The following is a 15,549-nucleotide window of genomic DNA, read 5'->3' on the forward strand; positions in this document are numbered from 1 at the left end:
AAATTTCATATCATTTTCAAAATAAAATGAAACAAAACGTCACAAAATGACACCGGCTCCCCGGTGCTTGCACGATTTCGTTTGGATGGAGTTATGTGTCGCTCTCTTGCTTATCCATCTTCCGGATGATCGGTGAATTCATTCTTCTTTAATCGCTGAATCCCGTTCTGCACCCGTTCTCGCAATTCCTCCAGCTCTGCCTGTACGGCATGAATACTTTGCAGTTTCTGTTCAATTAACTGTAGTTGACCACCCAGCGTTTCATCCATACTGGTGAGTTTTTCAATCCGTTCCTTCACTTCGGTTGTCTGCTGGTAATCAAATCGCTGCTCATTCAGTACATCAGCCGTTGCGATATACGTATGCAGTTCCTGTAGGGAGAAGCCAAGCACTTCCTTGGCACGAACGACCTTTTTCAAATAGTCGATATCCTCTCTTGTATACAGCCGCGTGCCACCGTCCGTCCGCTGAGGTGAAGGCATGACACCAATCTCTTCGTAATACCGGATGGTACGCTTCGTCAACCCACATTCCTTGGCTACGTCGTCGATCTTATACAAGCTCATTTCCTTCACCTCACTTTTATATGTCTATAATGTTATGTAGATAATTATATATAATTATAACGTTAACGTCAACGTTAGATTTCAACTACAGCAGCGCCATGAACCTCACCGAACACAAAAAGACCCGCTTTCGCGGATCCTCTGTCTCTACCCTTATTTACATCGAACTACAATTTTCTATGAAGCACCTTGCTCGCTTTGCTTCCGCTTCTGAGCATGCTGTATTTCCTTTAAGCGCCCTTCCACTTTCGTAAACAGTCTGAACGTATAGAACGCGACTGCAAACAGACTGAGTACGAGTGCCTGTACATCGGTAAACCAGAACCCTAGAATGCCAAACACCGTAATAATGACCCCAAACTGCATCATCAGGTTTGCGCTGTAACGCTGAGCTTCTTCCCATAAATCGGGATCACTCATGGCGCGCGGGGTACGATATCCATATATGCCATTAATCTTTTTCGGCGGTTTTTTGAACAGCATTAACCCGAGCACGAAATAGCACACTCCGCATATTAACCCTACAATTGCTCCTGCCAAATTGTTCTCCCCTTCTCTTCAACGTACCTCTTAACATGCCTGCAGCCATAAAAATAAAAAAACGGCTCTACGTATATACGAAGAGCCGCGTCGTTCGTTTCGAAAACTTATATGTTCTTCACGCGCAGCACCCGCATGGCGTTCAGAACGGCGAGAACCGTGACACCCACATCGGAGAAAACGGCTTCCCACATCGTGGCTATGCCGAACACTCCCAACAGCAGGAAGATCACCTTAACGCCCAAGGCGAAACCGATATTTTGCCAGACAATCATTCGTGTCCGCTTCGCAATGCGGATGGCGCTTGCCAATCGGGATGGTTCATCCGTCATGATGACCACATCTGCGGCTTCGATGGCAGCATCAGACCCGAGTCCTCCCATGGCTACACCTACATCCGCACGAGCCAGCACAGGTGTATCGTTGATGCCATCCCCGACAAACACCATTTTCTCCTTCGGAGACTTGCCCGCTTCAAGTTCTTCCAGCCGTTCAACTTTGTGCTGTGGCAAAAGCTCAGCGTATACCTCATCGACTCCCAGCTGCTGGCCTACAGCTTCACCAACAGCTTTGGCATCGCCTGTGAGCATGACCGTTTTGCGGATGCCCAGTGTCTTCAGTGCCTGTATCGCTGCTGCAGCATCATCCTTCACTTCATCCGCAATAATCAAATGACCGGCATAAGCGCCTGCTTCAGCAACGTGTACCACTGTTCCTACTGTCTCTGGCTTGGTATAAGTAATACCCGCCTGTTCCATCAGTTTGGCGTTACCTGCCAGCACTTCACGGCCATCCACAAGGACTCTGATCCCATGTCCGGCAACCTCGTCATATCCTTCAACACCTTGTGTACGGATATCTTTGGCCCAGGCTGCACGAATGGATTCGGCGATGGGGTGATTCGATTGGGCCTCCGCGATCGCTGCGAGTTCCATCATTTCACCTTCTGTACGTCCGCCTTCCGGACGAATAGCCGTTACGTTGAATACACCTTTGGTTAGTGTACCCGTTTTATCAAAAACAACCACTTTCACATCATTCAAAGCTTCAAGGTAATTGCTGCCTTTCACCAGAATCCCGTTACGGGAAGCAGCCCCAATCCCGCCAAAGAATCCAAGTGGAATGGAAACCACCAGTGCGCATGGACAGGAGATAACCAGAAAGACCAGTGCACGATAGATCCAATCGGCAAATGCTGCACCACTAAGCACGAGTGGTGGTACGAACGCAATCAAAGCTGCAAGGATAACGACGACCGGCGTGTAGTAACGAGCAAACTTACTGATGAAATGTTCCGTCTTCGCTTTGCGGCTGCTGGCATTCTGCACGAGATCCAGAATCTTGGATACCGTTGATTCTCCGAAGGTTTTGGTCACTTCAACCGTCAGCATACCGTTCTTATTCACAAAACCACTGAGTACATCACTTCCGGGCTCCAGTTCTCGAGGTACGGATTCCCCTGTAAGAGCAGACGTGTCCACCATGGAATGTCCTGCCTTCACTATTCCATCAAGCGGAACCTTCTCACCCGCACGGACAACGATGCGATCACCGATGCGCACATCTTCAGGAGAGACGCGCTTGGTCTCATCGCCAGAACCAATCAGAATATTGGCATAGTCCGGGCGAATATCCATAAGCGACTGTATCGACTTGCGAGAGCGGTTAACCGCCATCCCCTGAAACAGCTCACCAAGCTGATAGAAGAGCATGACCGCTACCCCTTCAGGATATTCACCAATGGCAAAAGCACCAATCGTCGCAACCGACATCAGGAAGTACTCGTCGAATACCTGACCACGAATGATGTTTTTGAACGCCTGGAGTACGATATCTCCTCCTGCAATCAGATAAGCGACTAAATAGAGAGCGAGCTGTGCCCATCCTTCAAGTGGGGACCAGATGGCCGCAGCAAGTAGGGCAGAGCCGGCAGCAAGCCTTGCAAGCAGCACCTTTGTCTGTCCTGCACCATGCTCGTGCGAATGCCCGGCATGTGCATCATGATCAGGTGAATGACCGTGGTCATGCTCGGCATGACTGTGATGATCGTGCGCATGATGATGAGCACCATGACCATGGCTATGGGGATGCACTCCTTCATGATGATCATGGTCATGAGAATGACCTGCATGATCGTGACAGTGCCCTTCCGACGCAGTTTCTGCATGTGTGTGCAGTTGGCCGTCCAATCGGTCTCCCAGCCCGGCAGAAGCCTGATTGCCGAGCGGCGGTCTCCCTTTTTCCGAGATGCGAATGTGCGGCTCAAGCCGCAGGACCTTACGCTTCGCTTCTTCCATAACGTGCTCATCCATATCGGAAGTTGTATGCACCAGCAGGGTTTTGGTTACGAAATTAACGGAGCAATCCGTAATACCCTTGATTTTTTTGACACCATTCTCAATCTTCAGCGCACAATTGGCACAATCCAATCCATCCAGCAGCAGTTCCCTTTTCACCTGTTCCTGACCGGTTCCCATGTGAATTCTCCCCTTTGCAGTTCGAAGCAGCTTGAATATTTTAATTAAAATTAATATATGAGCAATCATTCATATGTTTGATTAACCCTATTATATGCACGCCTAAACTATAGTGTCAACGATCGATGTTGATTTTACAGACAGAATATGCTAATAGTAATCATTTCGCTTTAGACGTTTTTTGGATATAATAGGCGTATAGTTGCTAGCATAGGCGGTGATAGGAAATGGAACAACCGGTTAAAGCGCCAGCGGATTGTGATGCGCCCTGCTCGGGAACGGAAGCGGACGTAGAGTCCATCCGCACTTCCCTTATAGATCGGGAGACTTCTTCCGAGATGGCGGATTGGTTCAAGGCGTTCAGTGACCCAACCCGACTACGTATTATTGATGCGCTGTTGCAGAAGGAATTATGTGTACATGATCTGACGGTGCTGCTTGATATGGGACAGTCGGCCATTTCACACCAGCTGCGTTCACTCCGCAACATGCGGATCGTCAAGCGTCGCAAGGAAGGCAAGACGGTGTATTATTCTCTGGATGATACGCATATTGAGCAAATCTTCCTGCAAACGCTCCAGCATATTAAACATGGCTAGGCGTAAGCCAGCCTGTTCAGACAAAGAGAACCCCCGTCTTTCGGCTGTTGCCGATGACAGGGGTTCTCTTTCGTTAAGGGTACCGTTTTCCACATGCAGTAACCTTTACAGTAGATTGTTTTTGTTTGGATCATACAAACCGGAACGGCTCTTGAACCAGTTGAAGATATGGGATACACAAACCTTGAGAACCGCATAACCCGGAACGGCCAGCAGAATCCCTACCACGCCGAACAGATTGCCTGACGTCAAAATGACAAAGATAATCGTAATTGGATGAATTTTGAGCGTTTTGCCCATGATCTGCGGAGAGATAAACTTGCCTTCAATCAGCTGCACAATCGTCCATACCGCCACCATTTTCAGCAGCATCACTGGAGAAGTCACCAGCGCCACAATCAGTGCAGGCGTAATGGCAATCGCAGGTCCCAGATACGGCACCACGCTGGTAAAGGAAGCGATAATGGCCAGAATCAGTGCGTAATCCAGTCCAATGATCATATAACCGATATAGAGCAGGATACCGATACAGAAACTCACGATAATTTGTCCGCGAATGAAGGAACTGATCTGGTGGTTAATATCGTGAAGTACCTCCATGGCACCCGTACGGCTTTTGATCGGCAGAAACGACAGGATCTTCTCCGGAAGCTTCTTCCCGTCCTTAAGCAGGTAAAACAGAATAAATGGCACCGTTACAATGGATAATACCGTTTCGGTAAAAGCGCCAAGGAAACCGCCGAGTTTGTTCCAGGTGGAATTCAGAATCTCTGTTGCTTTCTCGGAGATCGTTCCCCACCAGTCCTGCCAGTTCATGTTCACCGTTTCCTGGACCTGACTGAACAGCTGACTGCCTGTAAGCTCCTCGAACTGCTGTCTGACATTTTCACTATACATCGGGAAATTGGCGATAAGCCCCATAATCTGATTGCGGAGCACTGGAATGACTGCCAATACCACAACCGTCAAAATACCACCAATCGCGAGGTAAAGGATCAGTATCGACCAACCGCGCTTAATCTTCCACTTTTCCATCACATCCACCAGCGGATTCAGCAGATAGTAGAGGATACCAGACAGAATGATAGGCAGTACAATCGTCTTGATTAGCACCGCAATCGGATGCAGAACAAAGGATATCTTCGTTAGCACCATCACGTTTAATCCGACCAGCAGCAGAACCAGCAGAAATAGGACAAACTTGTTGTTCAGAAAAAACCGCTTAAACCGATCCGGCCAAATGCGGGGTTGTTCGGGTTGCTCCATGGGCATGTCTTCCTCTCTTATGTATCTGATCATGATAAAAATAAGCTGTCATACTGCATGCCTCATGCACATGCGAATAAAGAAACTTGTACAAGCCAACATATGTATAATGCTCTTGGTTTATACGTACGGCTCTTTTAACCGTTTCAAAATAGACCGTAATGTCATTTTACCCTAAAAAATCAGAACTGCCTCATATATTCATTGGGATGAGTTCTTGATAAGCAAAAACGGACCGCCTCTTGCGAGGGCGACCCGTTATCGAATCCGATATTCTAATCCTTGTTCATGTGCTGTTGAAGTTATGCTTTACCCGCCAATTGTGCGATCAATTCATAAGAATGCAGACGTGCCTGATGGTCATAAATCATGGATGTAATAATAAGCTCATCCGCTTGTGTCTGTGCAATAAAGGATTCAAGCTGTTCACGTACCGTCTCAGGTGAGCCGTTCACGGCAGCTTTCAGCGTCTGTTCTACTCCAGCTCTCTCGCGGTCGGTCCATTTGCCTTCCATATCGGCTGGTGGTTGTACCAGTCCTGTCGTCCCGCGGATGATGTTCAGGAACTGCTGCTGCATTGTTGTGCCGAGCCAAGCTGCTTCTTCATCCGTATCCGCAACAACTGCATTCACACCTACAATAACATGCGGCTCCTTCAGTGTGTCGGAAGGCTGGAAGCTGCTTCGATATGTTTCAAGAGCAATACGAGTATAATCCGGCGAGAAGTGGCTGGCAAATGCAAACGGCAATCCAAGCCGCCCTGCCAAACGTGCACTGAAATCACTGGAACCGAGTAGGTAAATTGGGATGTTCAACCCTTCACCCGGCACCGCACGAACAGGTGCATGATAGGATGTAGCAGATGCATCAAAGTACGCTCTAAGCTCAGCCAGCAATTCCGGGAAGTCTTCTCCGCTGTTCAGATCTTTGCGCAGTGCAAGAGATGTACGGCGGTCACTACCTGGTGCACGGCCCAGTCCAAGATCGATACGGCCCGGATACAGGGATTCCAGTGTTCCGAACTGCTCGGCAATAACGAGTGGTGCATGGTTGGGCAGCATGATGCCACCGGAACCGAGACGAATCGTATTCGTGCCACTTGCCAGGTATCCGATCACTACCGATGTAGCAGAAGAAGCAATACCGGGCATATTATGATGCTCAGCTACCCAGTAGCGATGGTATCCCCAGCGCTCCGCATGCTGTGCCAGATCCAGACTGTTGCGGAGCGCATCCGCAGGTGTGGCACCTACAACGACTGGAGCCAAATCCAGAATGGACAGCTTAACGTCGTTAATATGTTGTTTATGGGATGAAGCTTGATTATCAGTAGTCATTATGAGAAGTTCTCCTTTGGTGAGATATATTTTTGTATATCCAGATATATAGATGTAAAAACACATAGAAATAGGAGTAACAGCATTGTTCTTCGCCGTTTACATCCGGACGGAATCCCCGCCTGCTGCTGCATTCTTGCTTCCGTCCTGGCGTCCGGCTTTATAACTCGTGCTGTACATACTCGGCAAATTGACGAATGGTTTCTTCGTTGCGGCGATAATACGTCCACTGGCCCCTGCGCTCGGAGAGCAGCAGCCCGGCTTTGAGCATGGTCAGCAAATAACTGGATATGACGGATTGAGCCAATCCAGCCTTCATCTGAATGGTTCCGACACAGATCCCGCTCTTCCCTCCATCGGGATGCTGGGACAATTCCAGAGGTGAGAAATGCTCTTCCGGATCTTTGAGCCATGACAGTATCTGCCTGCGTGTCTCGTTGGACAAAGCTTTAAATATGAGTATAGGTTCCATGGGTAAGATTATACCCCCTTTCTTGTATTTTGCAAACCAAACAGGTCGATTCATTATGCGAATCGACCTGCCAATTGTTGCATTAGTCTTCGTTAGAATTTGGTGCTTACCGTTTGCTTCACTTGCTCCAGCATGGATTGATAAGCTGCATCATCCAGATATCCGATACTGCCAAAGAACAAATGATCCACGGACTCAATTCCTACGAAATCAAAGATTCCGACATCGGAAGTCATTTTCATGCCGGCAGTCATGCCAATTTGGTCATATATGTCACTAGGCGTTCCGTGTGTATTGATAATCAGTCCTTTTTTACCTGTTAACAGCTTCTCGATTCCTGCTTCGCCTGAAGCATAAGCAAAACCATATGCAAATACCCGGTCAACGTACCCTTTCAAAATTGCCGGCAGCCCAGTCCACCAGATTGGGTAGATAAACGTAATTGCATCGGCATCCGTAATAAACTTCTGCTCTGTCGCAATATCCTGTGGATTCTGTCCTGCACGCATGGATGCCGTGTCAGCTGCGCTCAATACAGGCTGAAATTCCAGGGCATACAGATCACGAACAACAACCTCATGACCTTGGGTTTCAAGTGCTTCTACAGCTGTGTTCAGAATGGCGCGATTGAAGCTGTCTGCGTGGGGATGTGCATATACGATAAGATGTTTCATAATAAATTACCTCCAGGTTTTTGTTATATTATGTTGCTGCATATTGAAGCAATGGATACTTACTAGACTCATTCATAGACATCTATGTTTTCGTCCAAAAAAATTTTTTTCTTTTTTTATAGCTTATGGACAATTCCAATCAACAGACTTTCCAGCTGTTCCGCTTGCTCATCTGTCATTCCACCATAGACCATGTCCTGAATCGTTTCCGATACCTGTTCAAAAATGGGCTTCAGCTGCCGTCCTTGCTCTGTGAGACGAATCAACGTCACCCGGCTGTCTTCCGCACTCTTGCTGCGTTCCACATAACCCAGCTTCTCCAGCTTGTTCACAAGCACGGTAACTGTTGGTTGTGTGCGATGGACACGTTCAGCCAGCATCTTGATGGACAGCGAATCTTCACAGTACAAAAACATCAAAATGTCACCGTGGGATGGGACAATCCCCGTAACGTCATGCTGCTCCAGTTCCTGAACAATGCGTTTGTTCACATGATCCCTGATCCTTGCGATAAGTGCAATTGCATTATATTTTGGCATGCCCTCATTATACATAGATATCTATGTATAAGCAAGTGTCATTTCTATCAACGTTCTATATAAGCGTTGGCATTTGCAAAAGCAGCCCCTGCTACCTCCTTAATGTAACAGGGAGGTAACCGAGGCTTACTTCGGTTGATTTTATTTACTCAATCCATTGTGTAATCTTGTTCAGAGGCTGCCGAGACTTTTCGCGTTTAGGTTCCTCTGCACGATAGCCGAAAGCCGCCATCATCGAAATGTCCCACGCTCCATCTTCGAGCAAACCTTCTTCTTCGAGAATACGATGTACATCCTGGTAGCTGAAACCTTCAATCGGGCAAGAATCGATGCCAATAAGAGCTGCCGAGGTCATCATATTGCCGAGTGCAATGTAAGTCTGTTTGGAGGCCCAATCGAATAGGGTTTTTGGGTTCTCAAGCAAACGCTGGTTGTTTTGAAAATTTCCATATGCCGCACTTGTTAACTCAAACACATCATCCGGCATGCCTTTAATCTCTTTAAGCATGTACTCCGCATAAGGAGAGTTATAACTCGCATCGGTCCGGGCCAGGATGACCACGAAATGGCTCGCCGTCGCCAATTGCTTCTGCGCTCCAGAGGATACTTCAGACAAGCGCTGGCGGAGCTCCGGTTTTTGCACAATCAAGAACTTCCATGGCTCGAATCCGATCGAACTCGGTGATAACCTTCCTGTTTCCAGAATAAATTCGAAATCCTCCGCTGTAATTTTGCGTGAATCATCAAATACCTTCGTTGCATGCCGGAAATGATACGCGTTCAAAATTTCTTCCTTTTTCATTGCTTGTGTTGTAGGCTCCATAAAACTCCACGTCCTTCTCTTTTATTATTGAATGGTAAGCTGACTCTCGGTGTCTTCATTATTTTCTCACTTGCTTAAGTATTAGTTTAGAATCTATAACCACAAATTAAAAGTACGCACATTATTGTTGCTCAGTATTTAAAAGTAAGTATTGTGTCGTTACAAAGAGAAAAGCCGCTTCAGAAATATGATTATTCTCCTGGGCGGCTTGTTCCATACCTTGTATGCTTTACAATTGTTCCATGAATTCAACTTCCGAAATAACTTCATAGCCTTCTTGCCGAAGCAGAGCGGATGTGACGCCTTCACCTTGTACCTTGTGATTAGCGAAGTTACCATCATAGATGGCTTGTGTGCCGCAGGAAGGACTGAATTCCTTCAACACAACACAAGTAACATCCAGTCTTTTGGCCCATTCCAGCGTTTGATAGGCTCCCTTAATATACAGATCTGTAACGTCCCTGCCACTTCTCTCAATTACTTTCGCTGTGCCTGCGAGCACATCCTTGCCAGTACCTCCGATAATCTCTGCCGGTTCCCGCGGGGTGGAGAATCCGCCGAGCAGTTCCGGACAGACCATCATGGCCTGTTCTTGCGCTACGAGCTCCTGAATCTTCTCATCCAGACTCGCTGTTCCGTTGTAACGGCAAGCTACTCCTGCCAGACATGAACTCACCAAATATTTCATTATTCTCTCCTTATGTTCAACTCCTCAGCTATTAGGATTGTACCATACGGATTAAACTTAAAGATCTGATATTGTAATCATGGTAATGCGTGCATCTTCTTCATAACGAACTTGAATCGTATTGGCCATCTCTTCCAAGCGGAATGTTGCCATGCCAATATTGTTTGTATCCCGCTCAAAGACATATTTATCAAGATCAATACCGAACATTTTTTGGATTATGGGTGCTGCATTCTGCCTTATTTCTTCTTCGTCCAAGGTAAGTAATTTCTCAATGTACTGCTCATGATCCTCTATGGTGACGAAATCTGGAACCACCCTCTGAAAATCCATTACAGTATATTCATTGCCAAATCTCCCACCAACACGACTTACCACATATCGATGACCAAAATACAGGTCCGTTGTTTCCTCAAGCTGTTTATCATTTTGAGTAAACGTTACACTTTTCAAAGCAGGTGCTGGCTCACCAGACAAGGCTTCAATCGTACTACTCGCATTGGTTATCAGATCTGTTGACACTGTGTCGCTACTCACTGTACCAGACACCGAAACTGCTTCATCTCGTGTCCACTCAATGCTGCCACTGCCCTTCCCATTTTCCAAAAATAATGTGGTGAACCATACAGGCTTCTCCTGCCCCTGCTTCATCTTCACATAACGTCTGGCTGAGATTGGCTTCAGCGTTGGATCACTGTTAATTCCTTTAAGAAGCCCAGGGACTTGACGCAAAAATCGGTGCTCCAGCTCGTTCCCAGGCAACTCACTTCGCATATCAGCTTCCACCAGTGCTCCAGTCTTCCCATCCAGCCACATCTTGGCATACTCTGATTTATTCACATCGCCAGCCTCGACATATACCCAACCGGTAATTGGCCCTTTCTTAGCGTAATGGACTTCCAGTTGTTTACCTAGATAGTCTCTCATCGTCACAGCCACAGTGTGTTTCATCTCGCTCGTTAGCAGGTTCATGCTAGGGTCATCCGAGAGCTGCAGAGCAGATACAGGATACACCTTCTCTACAATGGGTTCCAGAACCTGTCCATTCCATATGATAGCTGCTGCAGCTACTACCGCAACCGTTGTCACTACAACAACTTTCCGGGGACGTGAACGAACAGTGCGACGGTTCCGCTTCTTAATCTGTTGTTTCTGTTTGTGATCTGGAGCATCATTTACATGTTCCTCACCCGTTTTCATCCATTCCACCTGACGAAGTACATTTTGCTTGTGCTGCTCTTGAAAAGGAGACGATGCAAACGGCTCCTTGCGGATTTCTTTTTCCCAGTCCTCATCCTTGAACCTCATCTATTTCTCTCCTCCCATTGCTTCCGCACTTTATCTTTGCCCCGTGATAACCTCGATTTCACTGTACCTTTACTGATTCTCAACATTTCCGCAATTTCGTTCATGGTGAGCTCGTATTTCAGATGCAGCAACAAGATTTCACGGAACTTATCCGGCAGAGCCATAACGATGTCCCATATTTCATGTACATGCTCCCTACTTATTACCTCGGCTTCAGCTGAGGGATGGGCATATTGTGCAGGCGTCATCTCACGAATATGTGAAGGTCCCTGCTCCAATTCAAGCGATAGCGACTCCCCCCATAAACTGCTGCGAAAAAACCTCGATTTCCGGTATGTAAATGTTGTATTTCTAGTAATGGTGAGCAACCAGGTTTTCAGGGAGCACTCCCCGCGAAAATGTTTGATCCCGAAGTATGCCCGAATAAATACTTGCTGTGATATTTCATCTGCCTGCTCTGTACTTCTGGTCAAAAAGTAAGCATAGTTCCACACATCATTCCCATAGTCATCCATCATGCTGCTGAGTGTGTAATTGTCGATCGTCTGGGCCTGGGCCAGAAATTGATATTCCAACGGATGTTCACCTCACTTAATAAGACTGTATCATTTCCAGTGTGGTTCCCGATCCGATCATTTTCTCATTTCCTTTTCTAAAATTAAATAAAATAAAACCAGCAGGGTTCCAACAATCGGAACCTACTGGTTAAGCCATATCCAGGCTATGCTGCCTAGCACTAACCTTTCTAGTCTACTTTACAGATATCTCATGCTTTAACCGCTGCGATCATGAGAAACATGGGACGGCGATTCTCGTCTCGCATACCCGGGATTTGATCCATCATCTCAGGTGAGGGTTTGGACTCAGCCACCTGCTGAATCACAAATCCCGCCTGGATCAGTTCATTCAGATGCGTTGCCAACGTTCGGTGGTACTTAACCACGTCCTGATTCAGGAAATTGGTAACACGCTTTCCCTCCAGCTGATAGTCATCCACAGGCCAATGCATAATCTCACCTTGAGGCCCATAGTGCCAATCCTGCGCAGCACGAGCTGTGAAGATCGGATGTTCCACTGAATATACCAATGTACCACCCTGGACAAGGCAAGCATGGATTTGAGCAAACACCTGGTCCAAATGTTCAATGTAGTGCATCGCAAGCGAGCTAATGACCACATCGAATTGTTCAGGGGCAAATTCAATATCTTCAATGGCCATATGCCTGTACTCAATCCGAGAATCGTCCGTCATCTCCCGTGCACGCTGCAGCATATTCTCAGATAAGTCCACGCCAATAACTGATCTGGCCTGCTGCTCCCGTGCATACCGGCAATGCCAGCCAAAGCCACAGCCCAGATCCAGTACATTTTTGTCCTTTAACTCTGGTAGCATGGTTCGCAACTTATACCACTCACCTGCCGCTTCAAGCCCTTGAGTAGAACGAGGCATCTGACTGTAGTTCCTGAAAAATTCTGCCTCATCATATTTGTTCTGCTTCATACAACAGCTCCCTCCTTTTTTAAGAAAAGACCACAGTAACTCTACTACATAAACGAGGTTCTCGAGGAAAAGTTGCCAAGCAAATTCATCCCGTGTTATTATACAGAACGAACGTTCAGTATTATTTATTACAGAATGAACATTCAGTTTATTATATGGAGGTTATTATGAACACGAACTGGACGCATCCCCTCGAAAGGCAATCCGTAGGAAAAGCTTTTGTAAGCTACCTTGTGCCATCCATACTTGGGATGCTGGTCATTGCTTTTAATTTTATTATTGATGGCATTATGGTAGGGCACAAACTTGGATCCACTGCGCTCGCCGGAATTGGTATTGCTTCACCGGTATACACCCTTTTCGTAGCAATGTCGTTATGGATCGGCATGGGCGGAGCTACCCTGTATTCCAACTATATGGGTCAAAGGGATATGACCACGGCCAAACAAATATTCACAAAATCAATCACGATTATTCTGTTAATTACGATGGCTATAGGATATACCGCGTTCACGTTCAAGGACCAACTGGTTTATGCTTTGGGCGCCAATGCAGAAACGTTCCCATATGCCGCAGACTATATAAACATCATGCTGTTGTTCGGGTTTGTCTTCACCATTGAAAATGCCCTGACTATCTTTGTCCGTAACGACGGTGATCCCAACACCTCCATGTACGCACAGATCACATTTGCCGTAGCTAATATCGTTCTTAATTATATGACTCTATATGTACTCGAATGGGGTGTGCAAGGTGTGGCCATCGGTACAATCGTCTCGGCATCCCTAGCCCTGCTTGTCCTGTTGTCTCACTTTTTCAAAAAATCCAATAATCTTGTCTTCACTCGGTTCAAATGGAATACCAAACTGCTCGGAACCATTGTTCTTATTGGTTTTCCCAGCTTTCTTGCTGAACTCGGCATGTCTGTCTTCTCCATCTCACACAATATCTCACTGGGCCGGATTGCAGGTACGGATGGTGTAGCATCCTTTACGGTACTGAATTATATCCATGGTGTTGTTTTGCTCGCTTTTCTGGGTCTGGCTTCTGCTGCCCAACCTCTGGTTAGTTACTATCATGGAGCCAAACAGACGGCGCGTGAAAAACATACCATTCGCATAGCCTCCAGAACGGCTCTGGCCTGTGGTGTCATACTGCTGCTTGTTGTGCAATTGGGAGCACCTTACTTCGTTCAGATCTTCGGAAGCTTCAGCGAGAGTGTCACAAGCAATGCTGTGTACGGTTTAAGAATATTTACTTTTGCCTACCTGTTTATGGGGATCAATTTTGTCATGAGCACCTATTTCCAATCGGTGGGGAATGCCAAAATGGCAATCTGGATCACAGCTGCACGTGAGATGATCATCATGATTGCATTCATTGCAGTCCTTCCATCTTTCTGGGGCGTAACAGGTGTCTGGCTTGCTGTCCCTCTCTCTGAGATGCTTGTTCTTGTGACCATCGCTGTTTATTATAGAAAACGTACTGTTTCGGAGAGGATTCATAGTCTGACGATTGAGTAGAATTTAACTTTACACTTAAAAAGACCTGCCTAATCCATGGATTAGACAGGTCCTTGCCTCCATACCATATTCAGTTGAATGTCATAGAAAGCCAATTAATTAATTTAATTTTGGGATTAACCCACTTTCCCCAACTATATTCGAATATCGAACCTGCCATTGCTGTCCGTTGTTGCGTTCGCAATTTCTTTGGCCGTAGCAACGTTCATCCCTGTGGAAGGTGGTTGAGCTGGAGGAACTTCTTTAGAGCCTGTGGTACCGTTTGTTGCCCCGCCTCCTTGGGAGCTCTGTCCAGTAATTTGTGCTTCAATTTGTTTGATCTGCAGCTGCAGCTGCTTGGTTTTGGTTTCTTTCGTCTTTTCATCATCCTTGCTGGACGATATTTTCTGGAGTTCCGCTTCTAGCTGCGCCTTTTGTTTCTCCAGTGTACTGGTATTAGCAGAACTTGAGGATGTGGATATGTACGATGTTGCTGAACTTGCTGTTGAAGATATATTCATCATCATTCGCCTCTCTTTCTCTATCCACTATATCCCTACCAGATGATGCTAGCGTTAAATTCGGCTGAAAGGTTGCTGAATGCGATTGTGAATTCCTCCAGTTACTATCACCAGTAATTTAACTGTCTCCTTATTTGTAACCCTGATTATAGTTTGCACTGCAGCGTTATTATTCGGTCGCAATACTTGCTAATTCGTTGTTCATTCATTTTTTATGTAATTGCAGCCTTCCCTTATGATGAGAGGCCATACTTGTTCAAAATTTGTATAGATCGCTATGGTACAGTTGAATGATTAACCTGATTGGATGGTGCATGAACGAATGGACAAGGCATACTTCGAAGAAATGCATAAGCTTGGGCATGATGATGAATTAAGATATCGGCTTCTGATTAGAGGCGTTAAACAATTATTAGAGAATCAGAAAAAGGAGCGCATCAAACGTTTCCAATTGCTCAATCTCCGCAAGAAAAAAGAGCCTCAGGCTGCTAACTGGTCTTAAACATATAAGAAGTGATAGAGGGACACGAGGTGTTTCCACCTCTTAAGTAAAATTGTAAACGAATAAATTTAACTATTTAATCCTATCTACAAATGTTCTTACAAATCCATAAGAAAGAAGGCACTATTCAAATAGAATAGTACCTTCTTCTAGAACTATACGAGTACTCAATCTGACGACTGATCCTAATATAAAATAAAAACCACCACCGAATATCATCGGCAGTGGTTCTTT

The 15,549-nt window shown here is 46.2% G+C and carries 17 protein-coding genes; 3 read left to right on the plus strand and 14 right to left on the minus strand.

Translation table 11 applies throughout. The features are described from left to right. Positions 1-110: 110 nt before the first annotated feature. From CHI14_RS27680 to CHI14_RS27690, 3 genes are all read right to left on the minus strand, one after another. Positions 111-566 carry a MerR family transcriptional regulator gene (locus CHI14_RS27680; RefSeq protein WP_095293233.1) on the minus strand — a complete coding sequence of 152 codons (456 nt, stop codon included), beginning with the start codon at positions 564-566 and terminating at the stop codon, positions 111-113. A 177-nt stretch (positions 567-743) separates the two neighbouring features. Further along, positions 744-1,106 carry an SdpI family protein gene (locus tag CHI14_RS27685; RefSeq protein WP_095293234.1) on the minus strand — a complete coding sequence of 121 codons (363 nt, stop codon included), beginning with the start codon at positions 1,104-1,106 and terminating at the stop codon, positions 744-746. Positions 1,107-1,213: 107 nt separating this feature from the next. Beyond that, on the minus strand, positions 1,214-3,583 hold the full coding sequence (locus tag CHI14_RS27690) for a heavy metal translocating P-type ATPase (protein ID WP_095293235.1): 2,370 nt from the start codon (positions 3,581-3,583) through the stop codon (positions 1,214-1,216). A gap of 227 nt (positions 3,584-3,810) precedes the next feature. On the opposite strand from CHI14_RS27690, the gene CHI14_RS27695 reads away from it, so the two are divergent. Beyond that, positions 3,811-4,182 (plus strand): ArsR/SmtB family transcription factor, encoded by a 372-nt coding sequence (locus tag CHI14_RS27695; protein WP_095293236.1) that lies wholly within the window; start codon positions 3,811-3,813, stop codon positions 4,180-4,182. A gap of 105 nt (positions 4,183-4,287) precedes the next feature. Here the strand turns inward: CHI14_RS27695 and CHI14_RS27700 are convergent, their stop codons facing one another. The 10 genes from CHI14_RS27700 to CHI14_RS27745 form a co-directional block, all read right to left on the minus strand. Further along, the gene (locus CHI14_RS27700) at positions 4,288-5,448 is read right to left on the minus strand and encodes an AI-2E family transporter (protein WP_095293237.1); all 1,161 of its coding nucleotides are present in this window, start codon (positions 5,446-5,448) and stop codon (positions 4,288-4,290) included. 302 nt (positions 5,449-5,750) lie between these two features. Then, positions 5,751-6,785: an LLM class flavin-dependent oxidoreductase gene (locus CHI14_RS27705; RefSeq protein ID WP_095293238.1), complete on the minus strand. Its 1,035-nt coding sequence runs from the start codon at positions 6,783-6,785 to the stop codon at positions 5,751-5,753. 160 nt (positions 6,786-6,945) lie between these two features. Further along, on the minus strand, positions 6,946-7,257 hold the full coding sequence (locus CHI14_RS27710) for an ArsR/SmtB family transcription factor (RefSeq protein ID WP_095293239.1): 312 nt from the start codon (positions 7,255-7,257) through the stop codon (positions 6,946-6,948). 92 nt (positions 7,258-7,349) lie between these two features. Further along, complete coding sequence (locus tag CHI14_RS27715; RefSeq protein WP_095293240.1) at positions 7,350-7,931, minus strand: NAD(P)H-dependent oxidoreductase; 582 nt, start codon at positions 7,929-7,931, stop codon at positions 7,350-7,352. A gap of 116 nt (positions 7,932-8,047) precedes the next feature. Then, on the minus strand, positions 8,048-8,422 hold the full coding sequence (locus CHI14_RS27720; RefSeq protein ID WP_349290402.1) for a MarR family winged helix-turn-helix transcriptional regulator: 375 nt from the start codon (positions 8,420-8,422) through the stop codon (positions 8,048-8,050). 193 nt (positions 8,423-8,615) lie between these two features. Next, entirely contained in the window at positions 8,616-9,272 is a 657-nt protein-coding gene (locus CHI14_RS27725; RefSeq protein WP_481856462.1) for an NAD(P)H-dependent oxidoreductase, read from the minus strand. Between the two features lie 250 nt (positions 9,273-9,522). Then, positions 9,523-9,981: a 2-thiouracil desulfurase family protein gene (locus CHI14_RS27730; protein WP_095293243.1), complete on the minus strand. Its 459-nt coding sequence runs from the start codon at positions 9,979-9,981 to the stop codon at positions 9,523-9,525. A 57-nt stretch (positions 9,982-10,038) separates the two neighbouring features. After that, the gene (locus CHI14_RS27735) at positions 10,039-11,289 is read right to left on the minus strand and encodes a hypothetical protein (RefSeq protein ID WP_095293244.1); all 1,251 of its coding nucleotides are present in this window, start codon (positions 11,287-11,289) and stop codon (positions 10,039-10,041) included. Continuing rightward, entirely contained in the window at positions 11,286-11,864 is a 579-nt protein-coding gene (locus tag CHI14_RS27740) for an RNA polymerase sigma factor (RefSeq protein ID WP_095293245.1), read from the minus strand. Before CHI14_RS27740 ends, CHI14_RS27735 begins: the two co-directional genes overlap by 4 nt. A gap of 191 nt (positions 11,865-12,055) precedes the next feature. Further along, positions 12,056-12,790 carry a class I SAM-dependent methyltransferase gene (locus CHI14_RS27745; protein WP_095293246.1) on the minus strand — a complete coding sequence of 245 codons (735 nt, stop codon included), beginning with the start codon at positions 12,788-12,790 and terminating at the stop codon, positions 12,056-12,058. Between the two features lie 167 nt (positions 12,791-12,957). On the opposite strand from CHI14_RS27745, the gene CHI14_RS27750 reads away from it, so the two are divergent. Beyond that, entirely contained in the window at positions 12,958-14,313 is a 1,356-nt protein-coding gene (locus tag CHI14_RS27750) for an MATE family efflux transporter (protein WP_095293247.1), read from the plus strand. Positions 14,314-14,447: 134 nt separating this feature from the next. On the opposite strand, the gene CHI14_RS27755 is transcribed toward CHI14_RS27750, so the two are convergent. Continuing rightward, on the minus strand, positions 14,448-14,813 hold the full coding sequence (locus tag CHI14_RS27755; RefSeq protein WP_095293255.1) for a FlxA-like family protein: 366 nt from the start codon (positions 14,811-14,813) through the stop codon (positions 14,448-14,450). A gap of 322 nt (positions 14,814-15,135) precedes the next feature. Between CHI14_RS27755 and CHI14_RS27760 the strand changes: the two genes are divergently transcribed. Next, complete coding sequence (locus CHI14_RS27760; protein ID WP_095293248.1) at positions 15,136-15,315, plus strand: hypothetical protein; 180 nt, start codon at positions 15,136-15,138, stop codon at positions 15,313-15,315. The last annotated feature ends 234 nt before the right edge of the window (positions 15,316-15,549 follow it).

It is taken from the genome of Paenibacillus sp. 7516 (assembly GCF_002272715.1).
GTDB lineage: Bacteria > Bacillota > Bacilli > Paenibacillales > Paenibacillaceae > Paenibacillus > Paenibacillus illinoisensis_A.

What these genes read in the sequence shown, in the direction of transcription:
- CHI14_RS27680 (WP_095293233.1), bottom strand. Translation starts at nt 566, where the DNA reads ATGAGCTTGTATAAGATCGACGACGTAGCCAAGGAATGTGGGTTGACG.
- CHI14_RS27690 (WP_095293235.1), bottom strand. Translation starts at nt 3,583, where the DNA reads ATGGGAACCGGTCAGGAACAGGTGAAAAGGGAACTGCTGCTGGATGGA.
- CHI14_RS27695 (WP_095293236.1), top strand. Translation starts at nt 3,811, where the DNA reads ATGGAACAACCGGTTAAAGCGCCAGCGGATTGTGATGCGCCCTGCTCG.
- CHI14_RS27700 (WP_095293237.1), bottom strand. Translation starts at nt 5,448, where the DNA reads ATGGAGCAACCCGAACAACCCCGCATTTGGCCGGATCGGTTTAAGCGG.
- CHI14_RS27705 (WP_095293238.1), bottom strand. Translation starts at nt 6,785, where the DNA reads ATGACTACTGATAATCAAGCTTCATCCCATAAACAACATATTAACGAC.
- CHI14_RS27710 (WP_095293239.1), bottom strand. Translation starts at nt 7,257, where the DNA reads ATGGAACCTATACTCATATTTAAAGCTTTGTCCAACGAGACACGCAGG.
- CHI14_RS27715 (WP_095293240.1), bottom strand. Translation starts at nt 7,931, where the DNA reads ATGAAACATCTTATCGTATATGCACATCCCCACGCAGACAGCTTCAAT.
- CHI14_RS27725 (WP_481856462.1), bottom strand. Translation starts at nt 9,272, where the DNA reads ATGAAAAAGGAAGAAATTTTGAACGCGTATCATTTCCGGCATGCAACG.
- CHI14_RS27730 (WP_095293243.1), bottom strand. Translation starts at nt 9,981, where the DNA reads ATGAAATATTTGGTGAGTTCATGTCTGGCAGGAGTAGCTTGCCGTTAC.
- CHI14_RS27735 (WP_095293244.1), bottom strand. Translation starts at nt 11,289, where the DNA reads ATGAGGTTCAAGGATGAGGACTGGGAAAAAGAAATCCGCAAGGAGCCG.
- CHI14_RS27745 (WP_095293246.1), bottom strand. Translation starts at nt 12,790, where the DNA reads ATGAAGCAGAACAAATATGATGAGGCAGAATTTTTCAGGAACTACAGT.
- CHI14_RS27750 (WP_095293247.1), top strand. Translation starts at nt 12,958, where the DNA reads ATGAACACGAACTGGACGCATCCCCTCGAAAGGCAATCCGTAGGAAAA.
- CHI14_RS27755 (WP_095293255.1), bottom strand. Translation starts at nt 14,813, where the DNA reads ATGAATATATCTTCAACAGCAAGTTCAGCAACATCGTACATATCCACA.
- CHI14_RS27760 (WP_095293248.1), top strand. Translation starts at nt 15,136, where the DNA reads ATGGACAAGGCATACTTCGAAGAAATGCATAAGCTTGGGCATGATGAT.